The sequence below is a fragment of the bacterium SCSIO 12844 genome, from assembly GCA_024397935.1.
In the GTDB taxonomy this organism is placed as follows: domain Bacteria; phylum Pseudomonadota; class Gammaproteobacteria; order Francisellales; family Francisellaceae; genus M0027.
Genome location: CP073743.1, coordinates 497,579 through 516,228, shown reverse-complemented (window position 1 = coordinate 516,228; position 18,650 = coordinate 497,579). Strand labels below are relative to the sequence as shown.

Genomic DNA, 18,650 nt, shown 5'->3' with positions numbered 1-18,650 from the left:
TATTAGTTTAAGTTAATCATAAAATGACTCGACACTACTCTCTTTTTGATAAGCTATTAATAGAAATTGAACATGCTGCAAAGACAATTATTTCTAAAAGCACCACTAGTCAACGTCAAAACCCAAGCGATTCAATTGACAATAAAACACAATTAACTGATAAAGAAAAACAACAAGCTTCATCATTGATGCGTGTTGACCATACAGGAGAAGTTTGTGCACAAGCACTCTATCGAGGTCAGGCACTAGTGACAAAAAATCAAACTACTCGCCAACACCTCTGGCATGCAGCTGATGAAGAAAATGACCACCTTGCCTGGTGTCAACAACGTTTAGATGAATTAGATAGTAGAAGAAGTTACTTAAACCCTGTTTGGTATTCTAGCTCGTTTCTAATCGGTGCAACAGCTGGCCTTCTCAGCGATAAATTAAGTTATAGCTTTGTTGTTGAAACTGAAAACCAAGTGATGAAACATTTAGATGAGCATATTGATCGCCTACCTAAAGGAGATGAAAAAAGTAAAGCAATCTTAAAACAAATGCGAGTTGATGAAGAAGCACATGCTGATCATGCCCAAGTTAAAGGTGGCAGCCGTCTACCATTACCAATACGCTTAATAATGAAGCTACAATCTAAAGTTATGACTTCGACTGCTTATTATTTTTAATGTTATTAATTAAGTCATGATCAACCACTTCTGGCTGTAATGGCTTATAAAAATGATACCCCTGTCCAATTCGACAGCCGTGTCTAATTAAAAAATCTAACTGCTCTTGTGTTTCAATGCCTTCAGCAACAACTTCTAAACGAAATGCATCTGCCATAGAAATAATCGCTTTAATGACACCATTATTAACTTCATCTCCAATTTCATTTACAAAAGATCGATCAATTTTAAGCACAGAAACAGGCAAACTTTTTAAACGACTTAATGACGAGTAACCCGTACCAAAATCATCAATATGAATCTTAATACCACGCATATTTAAATAATCTAATGAATCAATTAATAATTTTGCATCACTCATAATCGTGCTTTCAGTAATTTCAAAATGCGTAACATGCGAAAGTGCTAAATTTTCTTTTAATAATGATTTATAACTATCAATAAACTGATGACTTGATAGTTGCACTGGCGACAAATTTATTGATATAAAGCCATTAAATTGATATTCATCTCGCCATACTAATAATTGTTTATAAGCTGTTTGTATAATCCATAAGCCTAATTCATGTATAAAACCATTAGACTCTGCCAATGCAATAAACTCATCTGGTCTTACTTGTTTTTGTAATTTTTGACAATACCATCGTGATAACACTTCAAAGCCAATTATTTTTCCAGTTACAAGTTCAATAATTGGCTGATAAACTAAAGAAATTTCATTTTGTTTTAAACTCTCTTTAATTAATGCATCTAACTCTATATGTTCAAGATATTGGTCATGCAATTCCTTTTGATAGAATTGATAGTTACCTCGGCCATTTTTTTTAGCACGATACATTGCAATATCAGCTCGTTTAATGCATTCAATTTCATCAATATGGGTTGATGAAAAACAAAAAATACCAATAGTTGCACCAATTTTAACCACTTTTCCATCGACATCAAATGGCTCTGATAGTGACTGACAAATCTTCTCAGCCACAATGCCAGCATCATAATCTTCGACAATTTCATCGAGTATTACAGCAAATTCATCCCCACCGATACGTGAAACAAAATCACTCTTTCTAACACATTGGTTAATTCGAGTTGATACTTGTAGTAGCACTCCATCACCTGTAATATGACCGTAGCCATCATTAATATTTTTAAAATCATCTAAATCAATAAATAATAAAGCTGAATTTCTATTATAACGCTCAGAGGCAGATAGCATTTTAGTTAGTGTTTCTTGAAATGCAGCACGATTGGGCAGTTGAGTTAACATATCTTGTAGTGCCATTACTCTTAACTGCTGTTCTTTTTCCTGTAATTCCTTTTTTAGTGCATTTTGCTGTATGCTACTTAATATAGCTCTCTCTAAAGTAACCAAATCAAAATCATTCTTACTTAAATAATCATTAGCGCCTGATTTAATTGATTCAGCTGCAATTGATTCATCACCATAACCTGTCATCATCACCATAGCTGGTGCTTGAATATTCAAAAGTGCATTAACTTCATTGATTAATTCTATACCATTAATCTTAGGCATACTATAGTCAATTAAAACACAATCGATTGTACTAAATAAATCTTTATTGAAATGATGATCTAATACCTCTATTTCAGAGAAATCATATTGAAACTTATCAGACTTTGATAATAAACGCTTAATATTGACTCTATCAATTTCATTGTCATCTATAATCAGTATTTTATAAGTACCTTGCATAATACCCTAAATAAGTCAAATTATTTATAATTAATAATAACTATAGAATAAAATTATTTTTTTGCATATGTTTTCAAATTAAAATCATATGTTTGATTATATAAAATAAAATTGTATTCATAATTCTAGGTTTTTACTGATTGTAAAATATATGATTGTTCCTTCGCCTTCTTTTGATTCAATCCAAACCTTACCATAATGACGTTCTATGATTTTTTTAACGATCGTCATACCCGCACCTGTACCACCACCATATTCATTTTGACCATGCAAACGTTTAAAAATCTGAAATATTTTTTCTTGGTGTTGCTGTGCAATACCAATACCATTATCTTTAATCGAAAATTGATAATTCGACTTATTTTCAACAAAATCAATTTCTATACGCTTTTCAGTTTGAGCATTATATTTAATTCCATTTGTAATCAGATTATAAAATACCTCACCAATTTTTGATGCATCACATTGAATCATTGGCAGCGGTTTAATAATTGCTACCGTTGCATTTTGGTCTGTCAAAAACTCTTTTAAAAAGTATAATTTTTCTTCAACAACATCATTAAGATTACATGCTGTAATTGCTAACTGACTACGACCTACACGTGAGAAATATAAAAGTGTATCAATCAATGTTTCTAAACGTTTAGATAAATCTTGTAATGTCTTAAGCTGGTATTTACCTTCTTCGTCTATTTTATCTGCATAATCTTCTATTAAAAAACTAGCATAATTTGCAATCCCACGTAAAGGCTGCTTTAAATCATGTGATGCAATATAAGCAAAATCATCTAGTTCTTGATTTGATCGTTCTAGTTTTTTCATATAATGGCGAACATCATCTTCAGCTTGTTTTTTCTCCGTTAAATCCCGTGTTATTTTAATAAACCCACGAATAATACCATCATTATAAAGTGCTGTTATTACCACATCAGCCCAGTATAATGTCCCATCTTTTCTTTTACGCCAGCCTAGATCACGACTACTACCCTTATCCTTTGCTTTTTCAAGCAACTTAATTGCAATATCTGTTTGCTCATCTGGGTAAAAAATATCAATATGCTTACCAACAGCTTCTTCTTTTATATAACCTTTAATCACTTCAGCACCTGAATTCCACGTCATGACACAGCCATTAACATCTAACATAATAATTGCATAATCAACAATACTATCAATTGAATTTTGAATAAATTCTTCTTGATAGCGTTTATATTGCTCTGCTGCTAAACGCTCACGAATATCAAAAATTGCACATAATGTTACAAGTTTATTATTCATTTTTATTGGCGTTAAACCAATTTCAATAGGAATTTTTTCACCTGACTTATTTAATAAAAAAATATTTTTTAAATCTGCCATTCTTCTTCTTTTTGGATCGCTCATATAGTCTTGGCGATATAGTTTATGTTTATCTCTAATAGACTCTGGAATTAATTGTTCAATTGAAATAATTTTTAATAGTTCATCAGAAAAATAACCTGTTAATTCTTGAGCCTGTTTATTTGAAAATAAAATATTACCATTACTACCAACAATTAATACTGCTTCTAAAATACTATCGGTAACTGTTTTTAATACTTTATCCGTTTCTTTTTGTTGTTCAATCGCAGCTTTTAACTGTTGGCTATTTAGACGGCTAATTAACCAAAAACGAACCAAAATACTAAATAAAATAGCACAAACCAATCCAAATACTTGAAATAAAATTGGCACAATTGATGCTTGGCCATCCAAAAATTTTTGATTGGGTGCTAATTGTAAATGTAGCGTTGTTCCATATAAATCAAATGTATAAGCATAGTGGTCTAAGGAAAATAATTGATCACTATCCACTCTTGATGGGTAAATCAATTGACCATCTTGTGTTAATTTAAATTGATACTGTTTATCATAAATTTGACTATCAATAAAATTAATAACTTTAGTCAAATCTAAAGCTGCCATATCACGAGTTGTTTCTGATTGAATGCAAACAAACCCAGGAATAATATCAATATTATTTGACTGTTTATGAGAAGACTGAAATAAAGTACTGCGACACTGAGCATATAGCTTATTAATAAAATCATTAGAGTAAACTTGAGATTTATATATTTTTTCTTTTTGACTTTTACTGCCTTGCAAACTAAGAAATATTAATGCTGGTATATGCTTTAAATAAGTATTAATATCTTGATCAATAAAATATTGTGATTTATAAGCACCACCATTTAAACGAGAATATAAACGATTAATCGAATTAATACTTGTCTGTACCTGTTGAGATATTTTTTCATTTAAAATATCTGCTTTCTGATTAAAATCAGTTCTAATTGCCTTTTCTTGTTGAACTTCTAATATATGCCATATAATTAAAAATAAGCAACAAACAACTAACAGCGAAATAATTGGTATTAAAAATGTTTGATAGTTTTCAGAATAATTTAATTTGGGTATTAAATAAAAAACTAAAGCAATTGAGATAAAAATAAAGCATAATGAAGTATGCACTGCCATACGCGTTAGATTACCCCAACCATAAGCTGTTTGAATATCAGCTAAATAGCCAAATAAGGCAACTAACCCTAAACAACCAATTACAATTGCGATCACTAAACTGATATATAAACTATATTGCCTCCTACTTAAGATAAAGATAAGAACTAACGTTAAAGCGGTCAGTGTAAAGCATAATGCTGTATTAGGTGCCATACGCCCAGGGTGGGATGTTTTAACTAAAATGTAATGCTCTATAAATAATTGGTCTATGCCAAAATTTAAAGACAAAGCATATTGCAATAATGTTAGAAACCCTAATATAAAAAGTAATGCTGCCAAAATAACAGATACTTTCGGTAAAGGTTTTAATAAAAAAATCGCCAAACCTGATAAAACAAAACCTAATGCAGTATTATATTGCATTGGTACAAAATGCGGTAAGATTTGGATTAATAGCGTAATATGGCTATACCAACCAATTAATACAAGCACACCAACTAAAATAACAACAATAGATAAGAATTGGCATACTAGCTTAAATAAATACTCACTAAATGCTGACGTTGTGTTAGCTTTTTTAGTTATATTTTCAATATCTAACATATTGTCTGTCCCTGAACCATTAATGAATCTGTATTTTTTACATTATAAATTCGGCAAAACAACAATTTCAAACCAATAGTTTTTTAAGCGTTGAATTGACTCTATAAATCTTTGTAAATCTACTGGTTTTTGTATATAGCTATTGGCACCATGGGCATAGCAATGTTCAATATCTTTTTCATCATTGGATGTTGTTAGTACAATCACTGGAATCTTTTTAAAGTGAATATCACTTTTAATATGGGTTAGAAACTCTCGCCCATCTAGACGAGGTAAATTAAGATCTAATAAAATCACATTCGGTAATTGTTCATCTTTGCTTTCACTATAACGACCCGTTTTATTTAAATACTCTAAGGCATCTTCCCCATCACAGCAACGAACCAAAGGATTTGCAATACCTGATTTTTTAAATGCACGATCGGTTGCATAAAAATCTTCATCGCTATCTTCAATTACTAATATCTTTGCAGTTGATCGATTCATTATTTAGCTCCTAATTAGTTTGCTCACCATAAGTTTTATTGACTGTAAAATATACAACTGTACCTTGGTTTATAAGAGATTCAAGCCACACTTTACCATTGTGGCGCTCAACAATTCTTTTAACAATGCTTAAACCTGCCCCACTGCCACCGCCATATTCTTTCTGCCCATGCAAACGACCGAACATTTTAAAAATTTTATCAAAATGCTTTTGATCAATACCAATACCATTGTCTTTAACAGAAAACTGAATGTGTGTTTTTGTTTCTAAGTAGTCAATTTCCACCAGCTTTGGTGACTTATCATTATACTTAACCGCATTAGTAATCAAATTATGAAATACTTCACCAATTTTCACAGCATCACATTTTATGCTTGGCAAGTTTTTTACAAATTTAACCTCAGCTTGATTTTCCTCTAAAAAATTTTCCAACAAAAACAATTTTTCATTAACTACTTCATTAAGATCATTTTGCACGATTGATAAATCAACACGCCCAACACGTGAAAAATATAATATTTTATCAATTAATTCTGACATATGCTCACTTAGTTGCTTAAGTGTTTTAAGCTGCTTTTTACCTACTTCATCTAACTGATCAAAATAATCTTCCATCAAAAAATCCGTGTAATTGTTAATCCCTCTTAATGGTTGTTTTAAATCATGGGAAACAATATAGGCAAACTCTTCTAATGCTTGATTTGATTTTTCAAGCTCATTTGCATATTGTTGTATCTTAGCTTCGTCTTCTTTCTGTTTAGTTAAATCTGTATGAACACCAAGTAAACGTACAGGTTTTCCTTGAGCATTTCGAATTGCTAGCCCTCTACAACGCACCCAAATGGTTTTACCATTTTTATGACGGTAACGTACAACCTGGTCATATGCATGCTGTTCATTTTTACAATGTTTATTAAAGTTTTCTACTGCTATCTCTAAATCTTCTTTAAAAATCAAGTCATGCCACTCATTAACTAAATGTTCTTTTGTCTCTGGATCATAACCAAAAAGCTCCCAAAACCCTCGACTCATCCATTCATGTTCAGGTCGCTCTAAGTCCCAATACCAAAGCCCATCTAACAAATTATTTTGCAAAAACTCAAATACATTAATATCATCCTGAACTAATTGATATAACTCTTTTTTTAAATAATGCTCATCACCATAAGGCTTTATCTTATCATTAGTTTGAAAATTTAAATGATTCATAATAAAAATACCGGTCATTTCATTAATTACTTAACCAATAGTTATTAATTATGCTTGAAAAAAAAAATAATACCAATGAGATTACTAAAGTAATTGATTTTGAATAAATTCTACCATTTGGTCATGCTGATGTTTAACACGCTCGCCTTTAATAATTGAGATCAAATCTATTAATGTTTGATTAAAGTCATCATTAATTAATATATAATCATAATGGTGATATTCTTTGATTTCCCATTTGGCTTTTTCAAGACGTTTTTGAATAGTTTCATCGCTATCTTTGCCACGCTTTTCTAAGCGCTCTTTTAATGCATCAATTGATGGGGGCAGTATAAAGATGCTGACAGCCTTCCCTGGGAAACGCTTGAGTATCTGTTTTGCACCTTGCCAATCAATTTCAAGTATCACATCATCTCCTAAAGATGTGATTCGAGTAATTTCAGCGTTTGATGTACCATAATAATGATCAAAAACTTTTGCATGTTCAATAAATGCGTTTTCATTAACTAAAAATTCAAACTCTTCTTTATTAACAAAATAATAAGCCTCACTTTGTTTTTCACCCTCTCTTGGTTCTCGAGTTGTGTGCGAAATACAAACATCAATGCTTTCTATATCTTCTAATAATGATTTAACTAAGGAAGTCTTACCTGCACCAGAAGGTGCTGAAATGACAAAAATAAGTCCCTCTCGAGTATTCAATTGTAAAATACCTTTTTATTTTATTTAATTTTTAATATGACTACTACTTTAGTCAGCATCAATAATAAGGTCAAATATATCTTGGAGATTTATTAAGAGGCATAATAAAACTATGCTTTAAGTTTGGCATAAATACTTCCCATTAGGGAGCTAGAAAATAGCTTTAATGTTTTCCTTAACCAACGGGCATCTTTTTTAACGGCAATACGTTTAATATAATCAAGCTGATTATCCGCTAAATTGATACCACGTTCAGTTGTATATAAAACTTCAAACCCTGCATCTTTGGCTAATTTTATGGTCTCTATATCATAATTACCACGTGGCCAACAAAGGTGTTTTGAATCAATATTCAAACGTTGTTTCAATAACTCTCTACTTAAAATAATATCTTTCTGCCAATCAAGTGTGCCAAAATAATCATCCCGATGCGTATGGGTATGCGCTTGAATGTCAAATACATCAGCCATTTTCTTAAGCTCATCCCAGTTACATAGAACTTCTCGCGGATGAGTTGGTGCTTTTTTCTTACATTCCTTATGTTGAACAGCTTGAAATGGCGCATCATTACTATTTGATGCTGCCTCAATCCAACCAGTGACAACAAAAAGGGTTGCTTTTAGGCCATATTTTTTTAAAATCGGATAAGCATAAACAAAATTATTGCGCCAACCATCATCAAAAGTAATAAGCACACTTTTTTTAGGTAACTTAAGCTTTCCCTTTTTATATTGATAAAACTCATCAATGGTTAATGTCTTATATTTGTTAGCAACCAAATAAGCCATTTGTTGATCAAATTCTTCAATTGATGAACAAATAAAACCTGATTGCTCTAGTACATGATGATACATTAAAACTGGCACTGATCGCTTAAAAGGATTAATCATCATAGCCTAATACTCGATGATAAATGCTTAATACTTTATCTGTCATTGCTTTAGTTGAAAACTCAGCTAATATCGAATTTCGCGCTTTTGATTCTAATTGTTGTTTTTTTTCAGGATATATAATTAAGACTTCAAGCTGTTGCGCCCAATACTCTGGATTACCTTTTGGTACCAGTATAAAATTATCCCCTTGATATAAATCAGCTGTACTACCAACATCGGTTGCTAAAGTTGCTTTATTCATTGCTAAGGCTTGAATCACTGATTGTGGTACACCTTCAGCATCAGAACTTAGGACAAAATAATCTAAAGCACTTAATAGCTCTTGCGGTTTATCAATATGGCCTGTTAACGTTGTATAATCTGACATTTGAGTATCTTTAACTAACGCCTCTATTCGTTCCTTTCCTGGACCACTACCCGCAATCATTAAACGAACATTCAAGCCTTTTTCTTTAAGTAATTTACCCATTTGCAAAAATAAGTCATGGCGTTTGCCATTTCTTAATACCGCAATAATACCAATGGCAATTTCATCTTCTTTAATAGCAAATTGATCACGCATTTTATTTGAGTCATAACGCTTAGAGTCAAATAGCCCTTCATCAACACCAGTTGCAACTGAAGTTACTTTATCTGCTTTTAAACCACTATAACTAATCATATTTTGACGAACAGCTTCTCCAGTTGTGATAACATGATCAGCCATTTTATTCATAAATGATGTTTTTTTAACAGGAATCGATAAATGACGCGTACGGATAAATTTACAACCTGCTAATTTTGCAGCTAGGCCTCCGACCACTGTATCTTTACTAGAGTGTGTGTTAACAATATCAATTTCTAAGTCTTTGATTAATTTCTTAAGGCCAAATAAGGTTTTATAATCCCAGTTACCTTTAAACGGGAAATGAAAGACTTCAAAGCCTAAAGCTTTAGCTTTCTGGCCAATTTTAGCATGCGCTGTACAAGCCAAGTAAACTTTAACACCTTGTTGGGCAACAGCCTTCATCTCATTGATGGTCCTCATTTCTTGACCACCCCAGCCATCACCCCATTCGGTATGTAAGACTTTTATTATTTCTTTCATTAGTTACTAGTTTGTTTTAATGGTAAATCAATTGCCGCTTCCACACGACGGTTTAATGCACGTCCTTCTTCTGTTTTATTTGAAGCAATTGGACTTGAGATACCCATACCAACCGTTTTAATCCTTGTATTATCGACACCTAGGCTATATAGATAACTTTTAACACTATTTGCACGTCTTAAAGATAACTTTTTATTATAAGCTTTTGAGCCTCTACCTTCCCAACTAGCATAACCATAAAGTACAACATTCGTTGATGGGTATTGTTTCATAAAACTTGCAAGGCGTGTAACTGCTATTTTACTGCCTGGTGTTAGCATTGATTTATCAAAAGCAAATTTAACATCTAAATGCATGGTTACTTGATCACTTGATACACTATAACATCCAGTTGATTGACGAGTTGCTTGTGACATATCACCACTACAACGATCGACACCAGCTGGTAATGCATACTGTTCTTTAACCACTTGGTCACTAGCTGCAGTTGTTGCTGCACCAGCTTGACCAAAAAGCACTCTAATGCCTAACGTTACAACCTGTCCATTATGCAAATCACCATCAAAGAGCTGCATATAACGATAATTTAATGTTAAATCAAGGTCTTTGGATACTTGATAACGAATACCACCACCAGCATCCATCCCAAAGCCACTATGCACCATATGCATATAACCTGCACCAGCGGCAAGATAAGGATTCCAACGACTATTTGTTGGGATATTCCAAATACCTTCACCAACAACGGCATTAGCTGTTGCACTTACATAAGGCGCTATTTGTAGCGCAAATTGCTTATTAAAATTATATCCAGCATTAACTGAACCGACAGGAGAAGAGTCATAGGCAGTTGAAGCATCAATCCATCCACCCATTGCAGCTTCAAAATAAAAGCCTGGATCTCGGTTATATAAATCTGCATAAGCAGATGACGTAGCTAGTGCCGTTGCAACTGCTGCTGATAGAATTAATAGATTACGTTTAAGCGCCATGGCAAACTCCTTTTTTAAATTTTTAACTTGATAAATTATATTAATAACTTAATTTGTTCTTGCTATGATAACAACATTAAGCATATTTTTCCAAAAAACTTCTATCATTTAATTGCTAATAATGTTAGATTCTCACTCGCAACCCCTTCTAAAAGTTCAACAGCTTAAGAGTTTGGTGCTATGAGAGATACCTTATTTAACCAACCTGCAACTCAGCTTCTACCAAATAAATGGGATTTATTCGCATTATTTCTAGTCTTTAGTGTTTTATTGGCACTTGCATGGACTGGTTCTAATCTTGGTGGTAGTTTTTCCTTTGACCATTTACCGACTATCCATTTAAGTCCATGGTATTTGCCCCGCTATGCACTAGAGACAGTGCTAAGGATGTTTATTGCTTTAATTTTATCGTTTATTTTTAGCTTTGTTATTGGCGCGATTGCTGCAAAAAGCACACGTGCTGGTAAAGTAATCATCCCGATTATTGATATCTTACAATCTGTGCCTATTCTTGGGTATCTTTCTATTTTGATTGTTGCTTTTGTTGCCCTATTTCCAGGCTCACTTTTAGGCCCACAATGCGCTGCAATTTTCGCTGTATTTACGTCACAAGTATGGAATATGACCTTAAGTTTTTACCAGTCTCTAAGAACAATTCCAAAAGAGTTAAATGAAGCAGCTGATATGTACAAACTCTCAGCATGGCAACGTTTTTGGAAATTAGAAGTACCATTTTCAATGCCTGGTCTACTATGGAATGCCATGATGTCTATGTCAGGGGGATGGTTTTTTGTTGTTGCCTCAGAAGCAATCTCTGTTGGTCATCATGAAGTGATGTTACCTGGTATTGGCTCATATATTCAAACGGCACTCAATCAAGGTAATGGCCATGCCATTTTTTATGCACTTATCGCCATGCTAATTGTCATTTTATTATACGATCAGCTTTTATTTAGACCATTAGTTGCCTGGAGTGAAAAGTTTGTTGTTACTGACATTCAAGAGCAAAATCAATCTTCTTGGTTTTTAAATGTCATGAAACGTGCACCTTGGATGAAGCGCTTTAGCCATACATTTGGTATTTATGCCAATCATATTGTTAATTTAAAATTACTAAGAAAACGCCCACATAGGCGCAAAACACATTTATTTTCTGCTACAAAGCCAAGTTCTATCTCAGCATTTGTTTGGTATTTATCTCTGATCCTATGCGGCGTTATTTTCTTTTATTTAATTTGGCAGTTTGTCTATGCTGATACCAATATTGATTTTAAAGAAACATTACATGTTTTTGTGCTTGGCTTTTATACTGGTGCTAGAGTCTTCATCTTAATTATTTTATGCTCATTTATCTGGATACCCATTGGTATTTGGATTGGTACTCGCCCTAAATTAGCACAAACTATTCAACCGATTGCTCAAATTTTAGCCGCTTTTCCTGCTAATTTATTATACGGGCCATTTGCCCTTATTGTACTTGCCTGGCACTTAAACTTTCAAATCTGGTGCGCACCTTTAATGATTTTAGGAACGCAATGGTATATTTTATTTAATGTTATTGCAGGCGCTTCAGCTATTCCACAAGAATTAAAGCTTGCATCACATAACTTACAGTTATCTGGCTGGACTAAATGGAGTAAATATTTAATTCCTTCAGTATTTCCATTTTATGTCACAGGCGCAATTACTGCTGCTGGCGGCTCTTGGAATGCCAGTATTGTTGCTGAAGTAATTGATTGGAATAACCAAAAATTTAGCGCAACAGGACTTGGTTCTTATATTACTGATAATACAATGCTTGGCCATATGCCTGAAGTTGCACTTGGTGTTATTGTTATGTGCTTTTGGGTAACTTTAATTAACCGTTTATTCTGGCGACGACTCTACCGCTTTGCTGAAACACGCTATAAAATGGAGTAATATTATGATGAAAAGTAAACTTCAATCACAACCACTACCTAATCAAGCAGCTGATGTAACAAGCATTATTAATGTTCGCAATGTTAATAAAGCATTTCAAAACCCTGACAAACAAGATTTAGTCGTACTAGAGAATGTAAATTTTACACTTAAAGAAGGTGAAATTGTTGCCTTACTTGGTAAATCTGGTTCTGGTAAATCAACATTACTTAGAATTATCGCAGGCTTAAGTGCGCCAACATCAGGTGAAGTACTTTATCGCAATCAACCTGTTACTGAGCCTGTTTCAGATATCTCTATGGTATTTCAAAGCTTTGCACTAATGCCGTGGCTTACTGTATTAGAAAACGTAGAATTAGGCTTAGAAGCTCGAAGCATTCCGAGAAAAGAAAGAAGAAAGCGTGCAATTGATGCAATTGACATGATTGGTTTAGATGGTTTTGAAAATGCTTATCCTAAAGAGTTATCAGGCGGTATGCGTCAGCGTGTTGGCTTTGCCAGAGCATTGGTATTAAAACCCGATATTTTATTAATGGATGAACCCTTTTCTGCCCTAGATGTCTTAACTGCTGAAATATTACGTGAGGATTTACTCGAATTATGGGAAAAAAATAATGATATGAAAGGTATCTTATTTGTCACCCATAATATTGAAGAAGCAGTCTTAACCGCTGATCGAGTGATTATCTTTGGTAGTAACCCAGGGTTTATTCGAGGTGAATTAAAGATTGATCTACCAAGACCTAGAAACTCTAAAGATTTAGCAGTTAGTCATTTAATCGATGAAGTTTACCGGATGATGACAACAGCCCAAACAAAAGAATTAGGCGAACGAATGAACCGACGTCGCGCATTAACGATTGCTTATCGCTTGCCTGATACGGACATTGCTGAATTAGCAGGTTTACTATCTGAAATGTATGAAATGCAAGAAAAAGGTGCCATTGACTTACCTGAAGTAGCTGATTATGTGCGCTTAGATGTCGATGATTTATTCCCTATTTTAGAAATCTTATCTGTATTACAACTTGCGCATATTGCTGAAGGCGATATTACAATGACAGAGCTTGGTAAAACATTTGTTAATGCTGATATCACAGACCGTAAAGTCCTATTTTCTCGATTATTATTGCAAAATATTCCACTTGCACGCCACGTTGTTAAAGTACTAAAAGAACGCCCTAATAAGCGTGCGCCACAATCACGCTTTTTAACTGAGCTTGAAGATCATTTTAGTGAAAAAGAAGCAGAACGTATTTTACATACTTTTATCGACTGGGCGCGTTATGCTGAAATTATCGAATATGACTACAATACTAAGATGCTAAGCTTAGATGAAACCAATAGCTAAATATTCATTTAAGACTTACTTTTTCTGATTCTTTTTGCTCTAAGACTTGTTATTTTTATCAATATCTGATATAAATTCCAGCCTTGAAGAATTTTAGTTTTTTAGTTTAATTTGGAGGTTATCATGTCCAGAGTATGTATGGTTACAAATAAGCGCCCAATGAGCGGCAATAATGTCTCTCACGCGCATAATAAAACAAGACGTCGTTTTTTACCTAATCTTCACACACATCGTTTTTGGGTTGAAAGTGAAAATCGTTATGTCAAACTTCGCGTCAGTGCCAAAGGAATGCGTATCATTGATAAAAAAGGTATTGACAGTGTGTTAGCTGATGTCCGCAGCCGCGGCATTAAAGTATAAGAGGAAAATCTCATGCGTGAAAAAATAAGACTTGTTTCATCAGCAGGTACGGGTCATTTTTATACAACAACTAAAAACAAACGTACGATGACTGAAAAATTTCAAATTAAAAAATTTGACCCAGTTGCTCGCAAGCACGTCATCTATAAAGAAGCAAAAATCAAATAAATAGTAGCTTTATATAAATAAGCTTAATTTTCTTGATCGCCATAATAACATTAAAAAAAATGGCGCTCCAATTAATGCAGTGATAGCGCCTAATGGCAAAACATATGGCGCAAATAAACACCTTGCAATAATCTCTGAAATAATTACCAATAAACCTCCAGTTAATGCACTATTTAATAATAATGCAAAGTGGGTACGTAACCCTAAAAGGCGTACAATATGTGGTGCAACTAAACCAATAAAAGCAATAGGGCCTGAAATTGAAACTGCAACGGCCATAATATTTGACAAACCAATTAATATCATAACTAATAGCCTGTTCATGTTCACACCGCTTACTTTAGCATCTAACTCCCCTAATGCCAAAATATCTAATGCCGGCGCTAATCTTTGTAGTAGAATTAAGGCAACAACAATGACAATAAAATCAAAGCCCAACAAAATCCACGATACGTTTTGAATACCCCCCATAAGCCAACTTAATGCAAAATGTAAATTACTTGTCTGTGAAAATGTAATAATTAACATTAAAACCGATGAAAAGATAGAAGCTAATGCAACACCTGCTAATAGCACTCCTGTTATCTTACCATTAATAAACAAGACTGAAACTAAATACATTAAAACTAAAACAACTGCAGCACCAATCGCTGCTAAGCCTAAAATAATTATATTTTGATTAAAGCTAATCATAAAAGGTGTTGCGCAAAAATATAATCCTAAAACAACCATTAGCGATGCACCTGATGATACACCTAAAACACCTGGATCAGCTAAAGGGTTTCTTAATAACCCTTGCATCAATGCTCCTGCAAAACCATAGACAATACCTGCTAATAATGCTGCAACTAAAATAGGTAATTTAATAAATAAGATGACCTGATCTAATAATGTCATCTGATAAGTTTGATCCAATAAAGAAAATAACAACTTTAAAAGTAAGCTTGGGCTAATTGCAGCTTCACCTGTGATTAAAAAAACAAACGATGCACTGATAATACCAATCAACAATACAATACTTATATAAAATGAAGGCTTCAAATTAATAGGTCCTTTTTTACTTTTACAGATTTTATACATTTTTCTGTATTATAATCACTTTTTGTCCTAAATTGCTGCAAATGAAAACCTTAAGAAGACAATATTTATAATTTTTTTCTTGCGAAAGCTGGATACTAACGCTATAAAACCATAAACTATACAGGGTAAATAACCAATACTTAATAAAAGAGGCAACATGGAAGCAGCATTTCAGCTTAAAGGTCGATTGTTCACACTTAGCGTGTTGCAATTAACCAGCAATCATATTGATACAATTGATAAAGAACTTGCTAAGAAGAAAGAACAGGCACCTAACTTTTTCAATCAAGCACCCATTGTGATTGATTTACTTGATCTTGAAAAAGATGAAACTAAAACAATCGATTTAGAAGCATTAAACAACCTATTAGTAAAACATGCACTAATTCCTGTTGGCTACTGCACTAAAAATAGCACTTGGCAAGAAAAAATAAAATCACTTAATTTACCTGTTTTAACTGAAGCTCGACTAACTGCTCAACCAAGACAGTCTAAAGAAGATAAAGAAACGACAACAAATGGCAGTAAAAAGGCTTCTGAGGCAATCGCACGCCAATACAGTAAACAAAGTCTTATTATTGATACACCGATTCGCTCAGGACAACAAGTTTATGCATCAGAAGGTGACTTAGTTGTTACATCAACAGTAAGTCCAGGCGCCGAATTACTCGCTGAAGGCAGCATCCATGTCTATGGTACTTTACGCGGTCGTGCGTTGGCAGGCATTAATGGTAATGCTGATGCACGTATCTTCTGTCATAACCTAGAAGCAAACTTAATTTCTATTGCAGGACAATACCGTTTATTTGAAGATGGTTACCATAGTGAGCAAAATCGCTCACATCAAATATACTTAAAAGATGGACAGTTAATGATACTACCGATTAACTAAACAATTTAACTGATTTAACAGTAATATAGAGGATCGTACCGTGAGTGAAGTAGAAGTCAGTGATAAGAAAAAAGAGAATCATAAAAAAGATGAAAAAAAAGCAAGGATAATTGTCATCACCTCTGGTAAAGGTGGTGTTGGCAAAACAACCACAAGTGCTGCATTTGCTTCTGGACTTGCTCAGAAAGGTAATAAGACAGTTGTTATCGACTTTGATGTAGGCTTAAGAAACCTTGATCTAGTGATGGGTTGTGAACGCCGTGTCGTCTATGATTTTATTAATCTTGTTAATGGTGAATCCAATATCAAGCAAACCTTAATTAAAGATAAACGTATTGATAACTTATATATCCTACCAGCATCGCAAACACGTGATAAAGATGCTTTAAAACAAGAAGCTGTTGGCAAAATTTTAGATGAGCTAGCTAAAGAGTTTGACTATATTGTATGCGATTCGCCAGCAGGTATTGAAAAAGGCGCTTTAATGGCGATGTATTTTGCAGATGAAGCAATCGTTGTAACCAACCCTGAAGTGTCATCTGTTCGTGACTCTGACCGTATTTTAGGTGTATTATCCAGTAAAAGCCGCCGCGCAGAGAAAGGAGATGACCCGATAAAAGAGCATCTCTTATTAACACGTTATTCACCTGATCGCGTTGATAATGGTGAAATGTTATCATTAACTGATGTTAAAGATATCTTATCCATACCTTTACTTGGCGTTATTCCTGAATCTAAAGCAGTCCTTAAAGCATCAAATGCTGGTGTGCCTGTCATTATGGATAATGATAGTGATGCAGGACAAGCCTATCTCGACGCAGTTGAGCGATTTTTAGGAGAAGATAAACCTCTTCGCTATATTGAAGCTAAAAAGATTGGTCTTTTTCAGAGAATTTTCAAAGGCGCGAGGGCTTAAATAATGGGACTTTTTGATTTATTTCGCTCAAAGACATCAAAGCAATCAGCTGATATTGCAAAAGAACGTTTACAGATTATTGTTGCTCATCAAAGAGCAGAGCGCTCAGGCAGTGGTGATGAAGGCGTTTTAGCTTCACCTGAAATTTTAGCTAAACTTCAACAAGAGATTATGGAAGTCATTGCAAAGTATGTTAAAGTTGACAGAGAAAAAGTCAATGTCGATGTTGGTAATATCGATGGCCACTCAGTACTAGAATTAAATGTCACCTTACAAGAAGCTTAAAGAATTACACAGCTTTCAGAGATAGTTTCACAAATACTTTTTTTATGCTTTGCCTCAGAAGCTTCACTTGCAAATACAGTTTTAGGTGATCTTGCTATAGCTTTATCGCCTATACTATAACGCTTGACTGAAACTTGGTCAATTTCATATTCTTCTGACTCACAATTTATACCATAAGTATGAACATTAAATTCCCAGACAGCTTGCGTCTTAACTCCAACAACATTAGCAATATTAGCTAGTTTTTCATGTTCTTTAAAATGATATGACTCAGTACCGGATTGAGGACCAATTACTATTATATCTGATTCACTAAGAGAGTTTTCACGCATTAATTTTTCTATTTTCGTATGCATTAAATCAACAGAAATATTGCCTGACTCTGTTTGCGCATTGATATGATGGACTTCAGCATTTTTTTTATCAATCACAAATGTACAACCTTCAAGTATTGGCGTTACAATTATATCTTCAGCCTCATCAAGATTTTGAGTACATATACTATTTTCTTTCCAAGGTAGTACTGTCGCTGAAAAAGAAGCAATAGCTTCTCCAGATACACCGCGTTCAAGTTGAGATTTAAAATAGATAAAATAACCATCTTTAGGTATTGCTACAGTATTTGATGCACCACCGGCAAAAACTCCACCCTCTGGACGAACCAAATACAATGTAGCACTTTGTTCTTTTTCATTAAATTTTAAAGATAACGGTACTTCTTGATTTAAATAATCTTGAACAAATGCTTTGGTAGATAAACTTCTAACCTCAGATAAATCTAACCTCTCATCTTCATCACTAGATATATCTTGTACTTCAAATAATGGCTCTTTAAACATATATAC

At 33.6% G+C, this 18,650-nt stretch carries 18 protein-coding genes; 8 read left to right on the top strand and 10 right to left on the bottom strand.

Annotated features, from left to right (window positions below; all coding sequences use genetic code 11):
- Nucleotides 1–23: 23 nt before the first annotated feature.
- On the top strand, nucleotides 24–668 hold the full coding sequence (gene coq7, locus KFE69_02505; GenBank protein UTW43032.1) for a 2-polyprenyl-3-methyl-6-methoxy-1,4-benzoquinone monooxygenase: 645 nt from the start codon (nucleotides 24–26) through the stop codon (nucleotides 666–668).
- Here coq7 and KFE69_02500 read toward each other — a convergent pair.
- The 8 genes from KFE69_02500 to KFE69_02465 all read right to left on the bottom strand — a co-directional run bounded on the left by KFE69_02500 (nucleotide 640) and on the right by KFE69_02465 (nucleotide 10,833).
- Nucleotides 640–2,382: an EAL domain-containing protein gene (locus tag KFE69_02500; protein ID UTW43031.1), complete on the bottom strand. Its 1,743-nt coding sequence runs from the start codon at nucleotides 2,380–2,382 to the stop codon at nucleotides 640–642. The two genes, coq7 and KFE69_02500, sit on opposite strands and share 29 nt — an antisense overlap.
- A gap of 117 nt (nucleotides 2,383–2,499) precedes the next feature.
- The gene (locus KFE69_02495) at nucleotides 2,500–5,463 is read right to left on the bottom strand and encodes a PAS domain S-box protein (GenBank protein UTW43030.1); all 2,964 of its coding nucleotides are present in this window, start codon (nucleotides 5,461–5,463) and stop codon (nucleotides 2,500–2,502) included.
- 42 nt (nucleotides 5,464–5,505) lie between these two features.
- On the bottom strand, nucleotides 5,506–5,949 hold the full coding sequence (locus tag KFE69_02490) for a response regulator (GenBank protein UTW43029.1): 444 nt from the start codon (nucleotides 5,947–5,949) through the stop codon (nucleotides 5,506–5,508).
- Nucleotides 5,950–5,959: 10 nt separating this feature from the next.
- Entirely contained in the window at nucleotides 5,960–7,159 is a 1,200-nt protein-coding gene (locus KFE69_02485; protein ID UTW43028.1) for a PAS domain-containing protein, read from the bottom strand.
- 84 nt (nucleotides 7,160–7,243) lie between these two features.
- Nucleotides 7,244–7,861 (bottom strand): guanylate kinase, encoded by a 618-nt coding sequence (gene gmk, locus KFE69_02480; GenBank protein UTW43027.1) that lies wholly within the window; start codon nucleotides 7,859–7,861, stop codon nucleotides 7,244–7,246.
- Between the two features lie 110 nt (nucleotides 7,862–7,971).
- Entirely contained in the window at nucleotides 7,972–8,649 is a 678-nt protein-coding gene (locus KFE69_02475; protein UTW43952.1) for a polysaccharide deacetylase family protein, read from the bottom strand.
- A gap of 94 nt (nucleotides 8,650–8,743) precedes the next feature.
- Nucleotides 8,744–9,841 (bottom strand): glycosyltransferase, encoded by a 1,098-nt coding sequence (locus KFE69_02470; protein ID UTW43026.1) that lies wholly within the window; start codon nucleotides 9,839–9,841, stop codon nucleotides 8,744–8,746.
- A complete protein-coding gene (locus tag KFE69_02465; protein UTW43025.1) occupies nucleotides 9,841–10,833 on the bottom strand; it encodes an OmpA family protein in 993 nt (330 codons plus the stop codon). The genes KFE69_02470 and KFE69_02465 overlap by 1 nt, the downstream gene beginning before the upstream one ends.
- Before the next feature lie 180 nt (nucleotides 10,834–11,013).
- Here KFE69_02465 and KFE69_02460 point away from each other — a divergent pair, with 180 nt between their 5' ends.
- From KFE69_02460 to rpmG, 4 genes are all read left to right on the top strand, one after another.
- Nucleotides 11,014–12,753 carry an ABC transporter permease subunit gene (locus KFE69_02460; GenBank protein UTW43024.1) on the top strand — a complete coding sequence of 580 codons (1,740 nt, stop codon included), beginning with the start codon at nucleotides 11,014–11,016 and terminating at the stop codon, nucleotides 12,751–12,753.
- Between the two features lie 7 nt (nucleotides 12,754–12,760).
- Complete coding sequence (locus KFE69_02455; protein UTW43951.1) at nucleotides 12,761–14,104, top strand: nitrate/sulfonate/bicarbonate ABC transporter ATP-binding protein; 1,344 nt, start codon at nucleotides 12,761–12,763, stop codon at nucleotides 14,102–14,104.
- A 123-nt stretch (nucleotides 14,105–14,227) separates the two neighbouring features.
- Nucleotides 14,228–14,464 carry a 50S ribosomal protein L28 gene (gene rpmB / locus KFE69_02450; protein ID UTW43023.1) on the top strand — a complete coding sequence of 79 codons (237 nt, stop codon included), beginning with the start codon at nucleotides 14,228–14,230 and terminating at the stop codon, nucleotides 14,462–14,464.
- A gap of 12 nt (nucleotides 14,465–14,476) precedes the next feature.
- Nucleotides 14,477–14,632 carry a 50S ribosomal protein L33 gene (gene rpmG, locus KFE69_02445; GenBank protein ID UTW43022.1) on the top strand — a complete coding sequence of 52 codons (156 nt, stop codon included), beginning with the start codon at nucleotides 14,477–14,479 and terminating at the stop codon, nucleotides 14,630–14,632.
- Nucleotides 14,633–14,641: 9 nt separating this feature from the next.
- On the opposite strand, the gene KFE69_02440 is transcribed toward rpmG, so the two are convergent.
- Complete coding sequence (locus KFE69_02440; protein UTW43021.1) at nucleotides 14,642–15,673, bottom strand: iron ABC transporter permease; 1,032 nt, start codon at nucleotides 15,671–15,673, stop codon at nucleotides 14,642–14,644.
- A 196-nt stretch (nucleotides 15,674–15,869) separates the two neighbouring features.
- Here KFE69_02440 and minC point away from each other — a divergent pair, with 196 nt between their 5' ends.
- Genes minC through minE form a run of 3 tightly spaced genes read left to right on the top strand, consistent with a single transcriptional unit; the run spans nucleotide 15,870 to nucleotide 17,805 of the window.
- Nucleotides 15,870–16,604 carry a septum site-determining protein MinC gene (gene minC, locus KFE69_02435; GenBank protein UTW43020.1) on the top strand — a complete coding sequence of 245 codons (735 nt, stop codon included), beginning with the start codon at nucleotides 15,870–15,872 and terminating at the stop codon, nucleotides 16,602–16,604.
- 40 nt (nucleotides 16,605–16,644) lie between these two features.
- Nucleotides 16,645–17,520 carry a septum site-determining protein MinD gene (gene minD / locus KFE69_02430; GenBank protein ID UTW43019.1) on the top strand — a complete coding sequence of 292 codons (876 nt, stop codon included), beginning with the start codon at nucleotides 16,645–16,647 and terminating at the stop codon, nucleotides 17,518–17,520.
- 3 nt (nucleotides 17,521–17,523) lie between these two features.
- On the top strand, nucleotides 17,524–17,805 hold the full coding sequence (gene minE, locus KFE69_02425) for a cell division topological specificity factor MinE (GenBank protein UTW43018.1): 282 nt from the start codon (nucleotides 17,524–17,526) through the stop codon (nucleotides 17,803–17,805).
- Here minE and KFE69_02420 read toward each other — a convergent pair.
- On the bottom strand, nucleotides 17,802–18,644 hold the full coding sequence (locus tag KFE69_02420; protein ID UTW43017.1) for a hypothetical protein: 843 nt from the start codon (nucleotides 18,642–18,644) through the stop codon (nucleotides 17,802–17,804). The genes minE and KFE69_02420 overlap by 4 nt on opposite strands.
- Nucleotides 18,645–18,650: the final 6 nt, after the last annotated feature.

What these genes read in the sequence shown, in the direction of transcription:
- coq7 (UTW43032.1), top strand. Translation starts at nt 24, where the DNA reads ATGACTCGACACTACTCTCTTTTTGATAAGCTATTAATAGAAATTGAA.
- KFE69_02500 (UTW43031.1), bottom strand. Translation starts at nt 2,382, where the DNA reads ATGCAAGGTACTTATAAAATACTGATTATAGATGACAATGAAATTGAT.
- KFE69_02495 (UTW43030.1), bottom strand. Translation starts at nt 5,463, where the DNA reads ATGTTAGATATTGAAAATATAACTAAAAAAGCTAACACAACGTCAGCA.
- KFE69_02490 (UTW43029.1), bottom strand. Translation starts at nt 5,949, where the DNA reads ATGAATCGATCAACTGCAAAGATATTAGTAATTGAAGATAGCGATGAA.
- KFE69_02485 (UTW43028.1), bottom strand. Translation starts at nt 7,159, where the DNA reads ATGAATCATTTAAATTTTCAAACTAATGATAAGATAAAGCCTTATGGT.
- KFE69_02475 (UTW43952.1), bottom strand. Translation starts at nt 8,649, where the DNA reads ATGGCTTATTTGGTTGCTAACAAATATAAGACATTAACCATTGATGAG.
- KFE69_02470 (UTW43026.1), bottom strand. Translation starts at nt 9,841, where the DNA reads ATGAAAGAAATAATAAAAGTCTTACATACCGAATGGGGTGATGGCTGG.
- KFE69_02465 (UTW43025.1), bottom strand. Translation starts at nt 10,833, where the DNA reads ATGGCGCTTAAACGTAATCTATTAATTCTATCAGCAGCAGTTGCAACG.
- KFE69_02460 (UTW43024.1), top strand. Translation starts at nt 11,014, where the DNA reads ATGAGAGATACCTTATTTAACCAACCTGCAACTCAGCTTCTACCAAAT.
- KFE69_02455 (UTW43951.1), top strand. Translation starts at nt 12,761, where the DNA reads ATGAAAAGTAAACTTCAATCACAACCACTACCTAATCAAGCAGCTGAT.
- rpmB (UTW43023.1), top strand. Translation starts at nt 14,228, where the DNA reads ATGTCCAGAGTATGTATGGTTACAAATAAGCGCCCAATGAGCGGCAAT.
- rpmG (UTW43022.1), top strand. Translation starts at nt 14,477, where the DNA reads ATGCGTGAAAAAATAAGACTTGTTTCATCAGCAGGTACGGGTCATTTT.
- minC (UTW43020.1), top strand. Translation starts at nt 15,870, where the DNA reads ATGGAAGCAGCATTTCAGCTTAAAGGTCGATTGTTCACACTTAGCGTG.
- minE (UTW43018.1), top strand. Translation starts at nt 17,524, where the DNA reads ATGGGACTTTTTGATTTATTTCGCTCAAAGACATCAAAGCAATCAGCT.
- KFE69_02420 (UTW43017.1), bottom strand. Translation starts at nt 18,644, where the DNA reads ATGTTTAAAGAGCCATTATTTGAAGTACAAGATATATCTAGTGATGAA.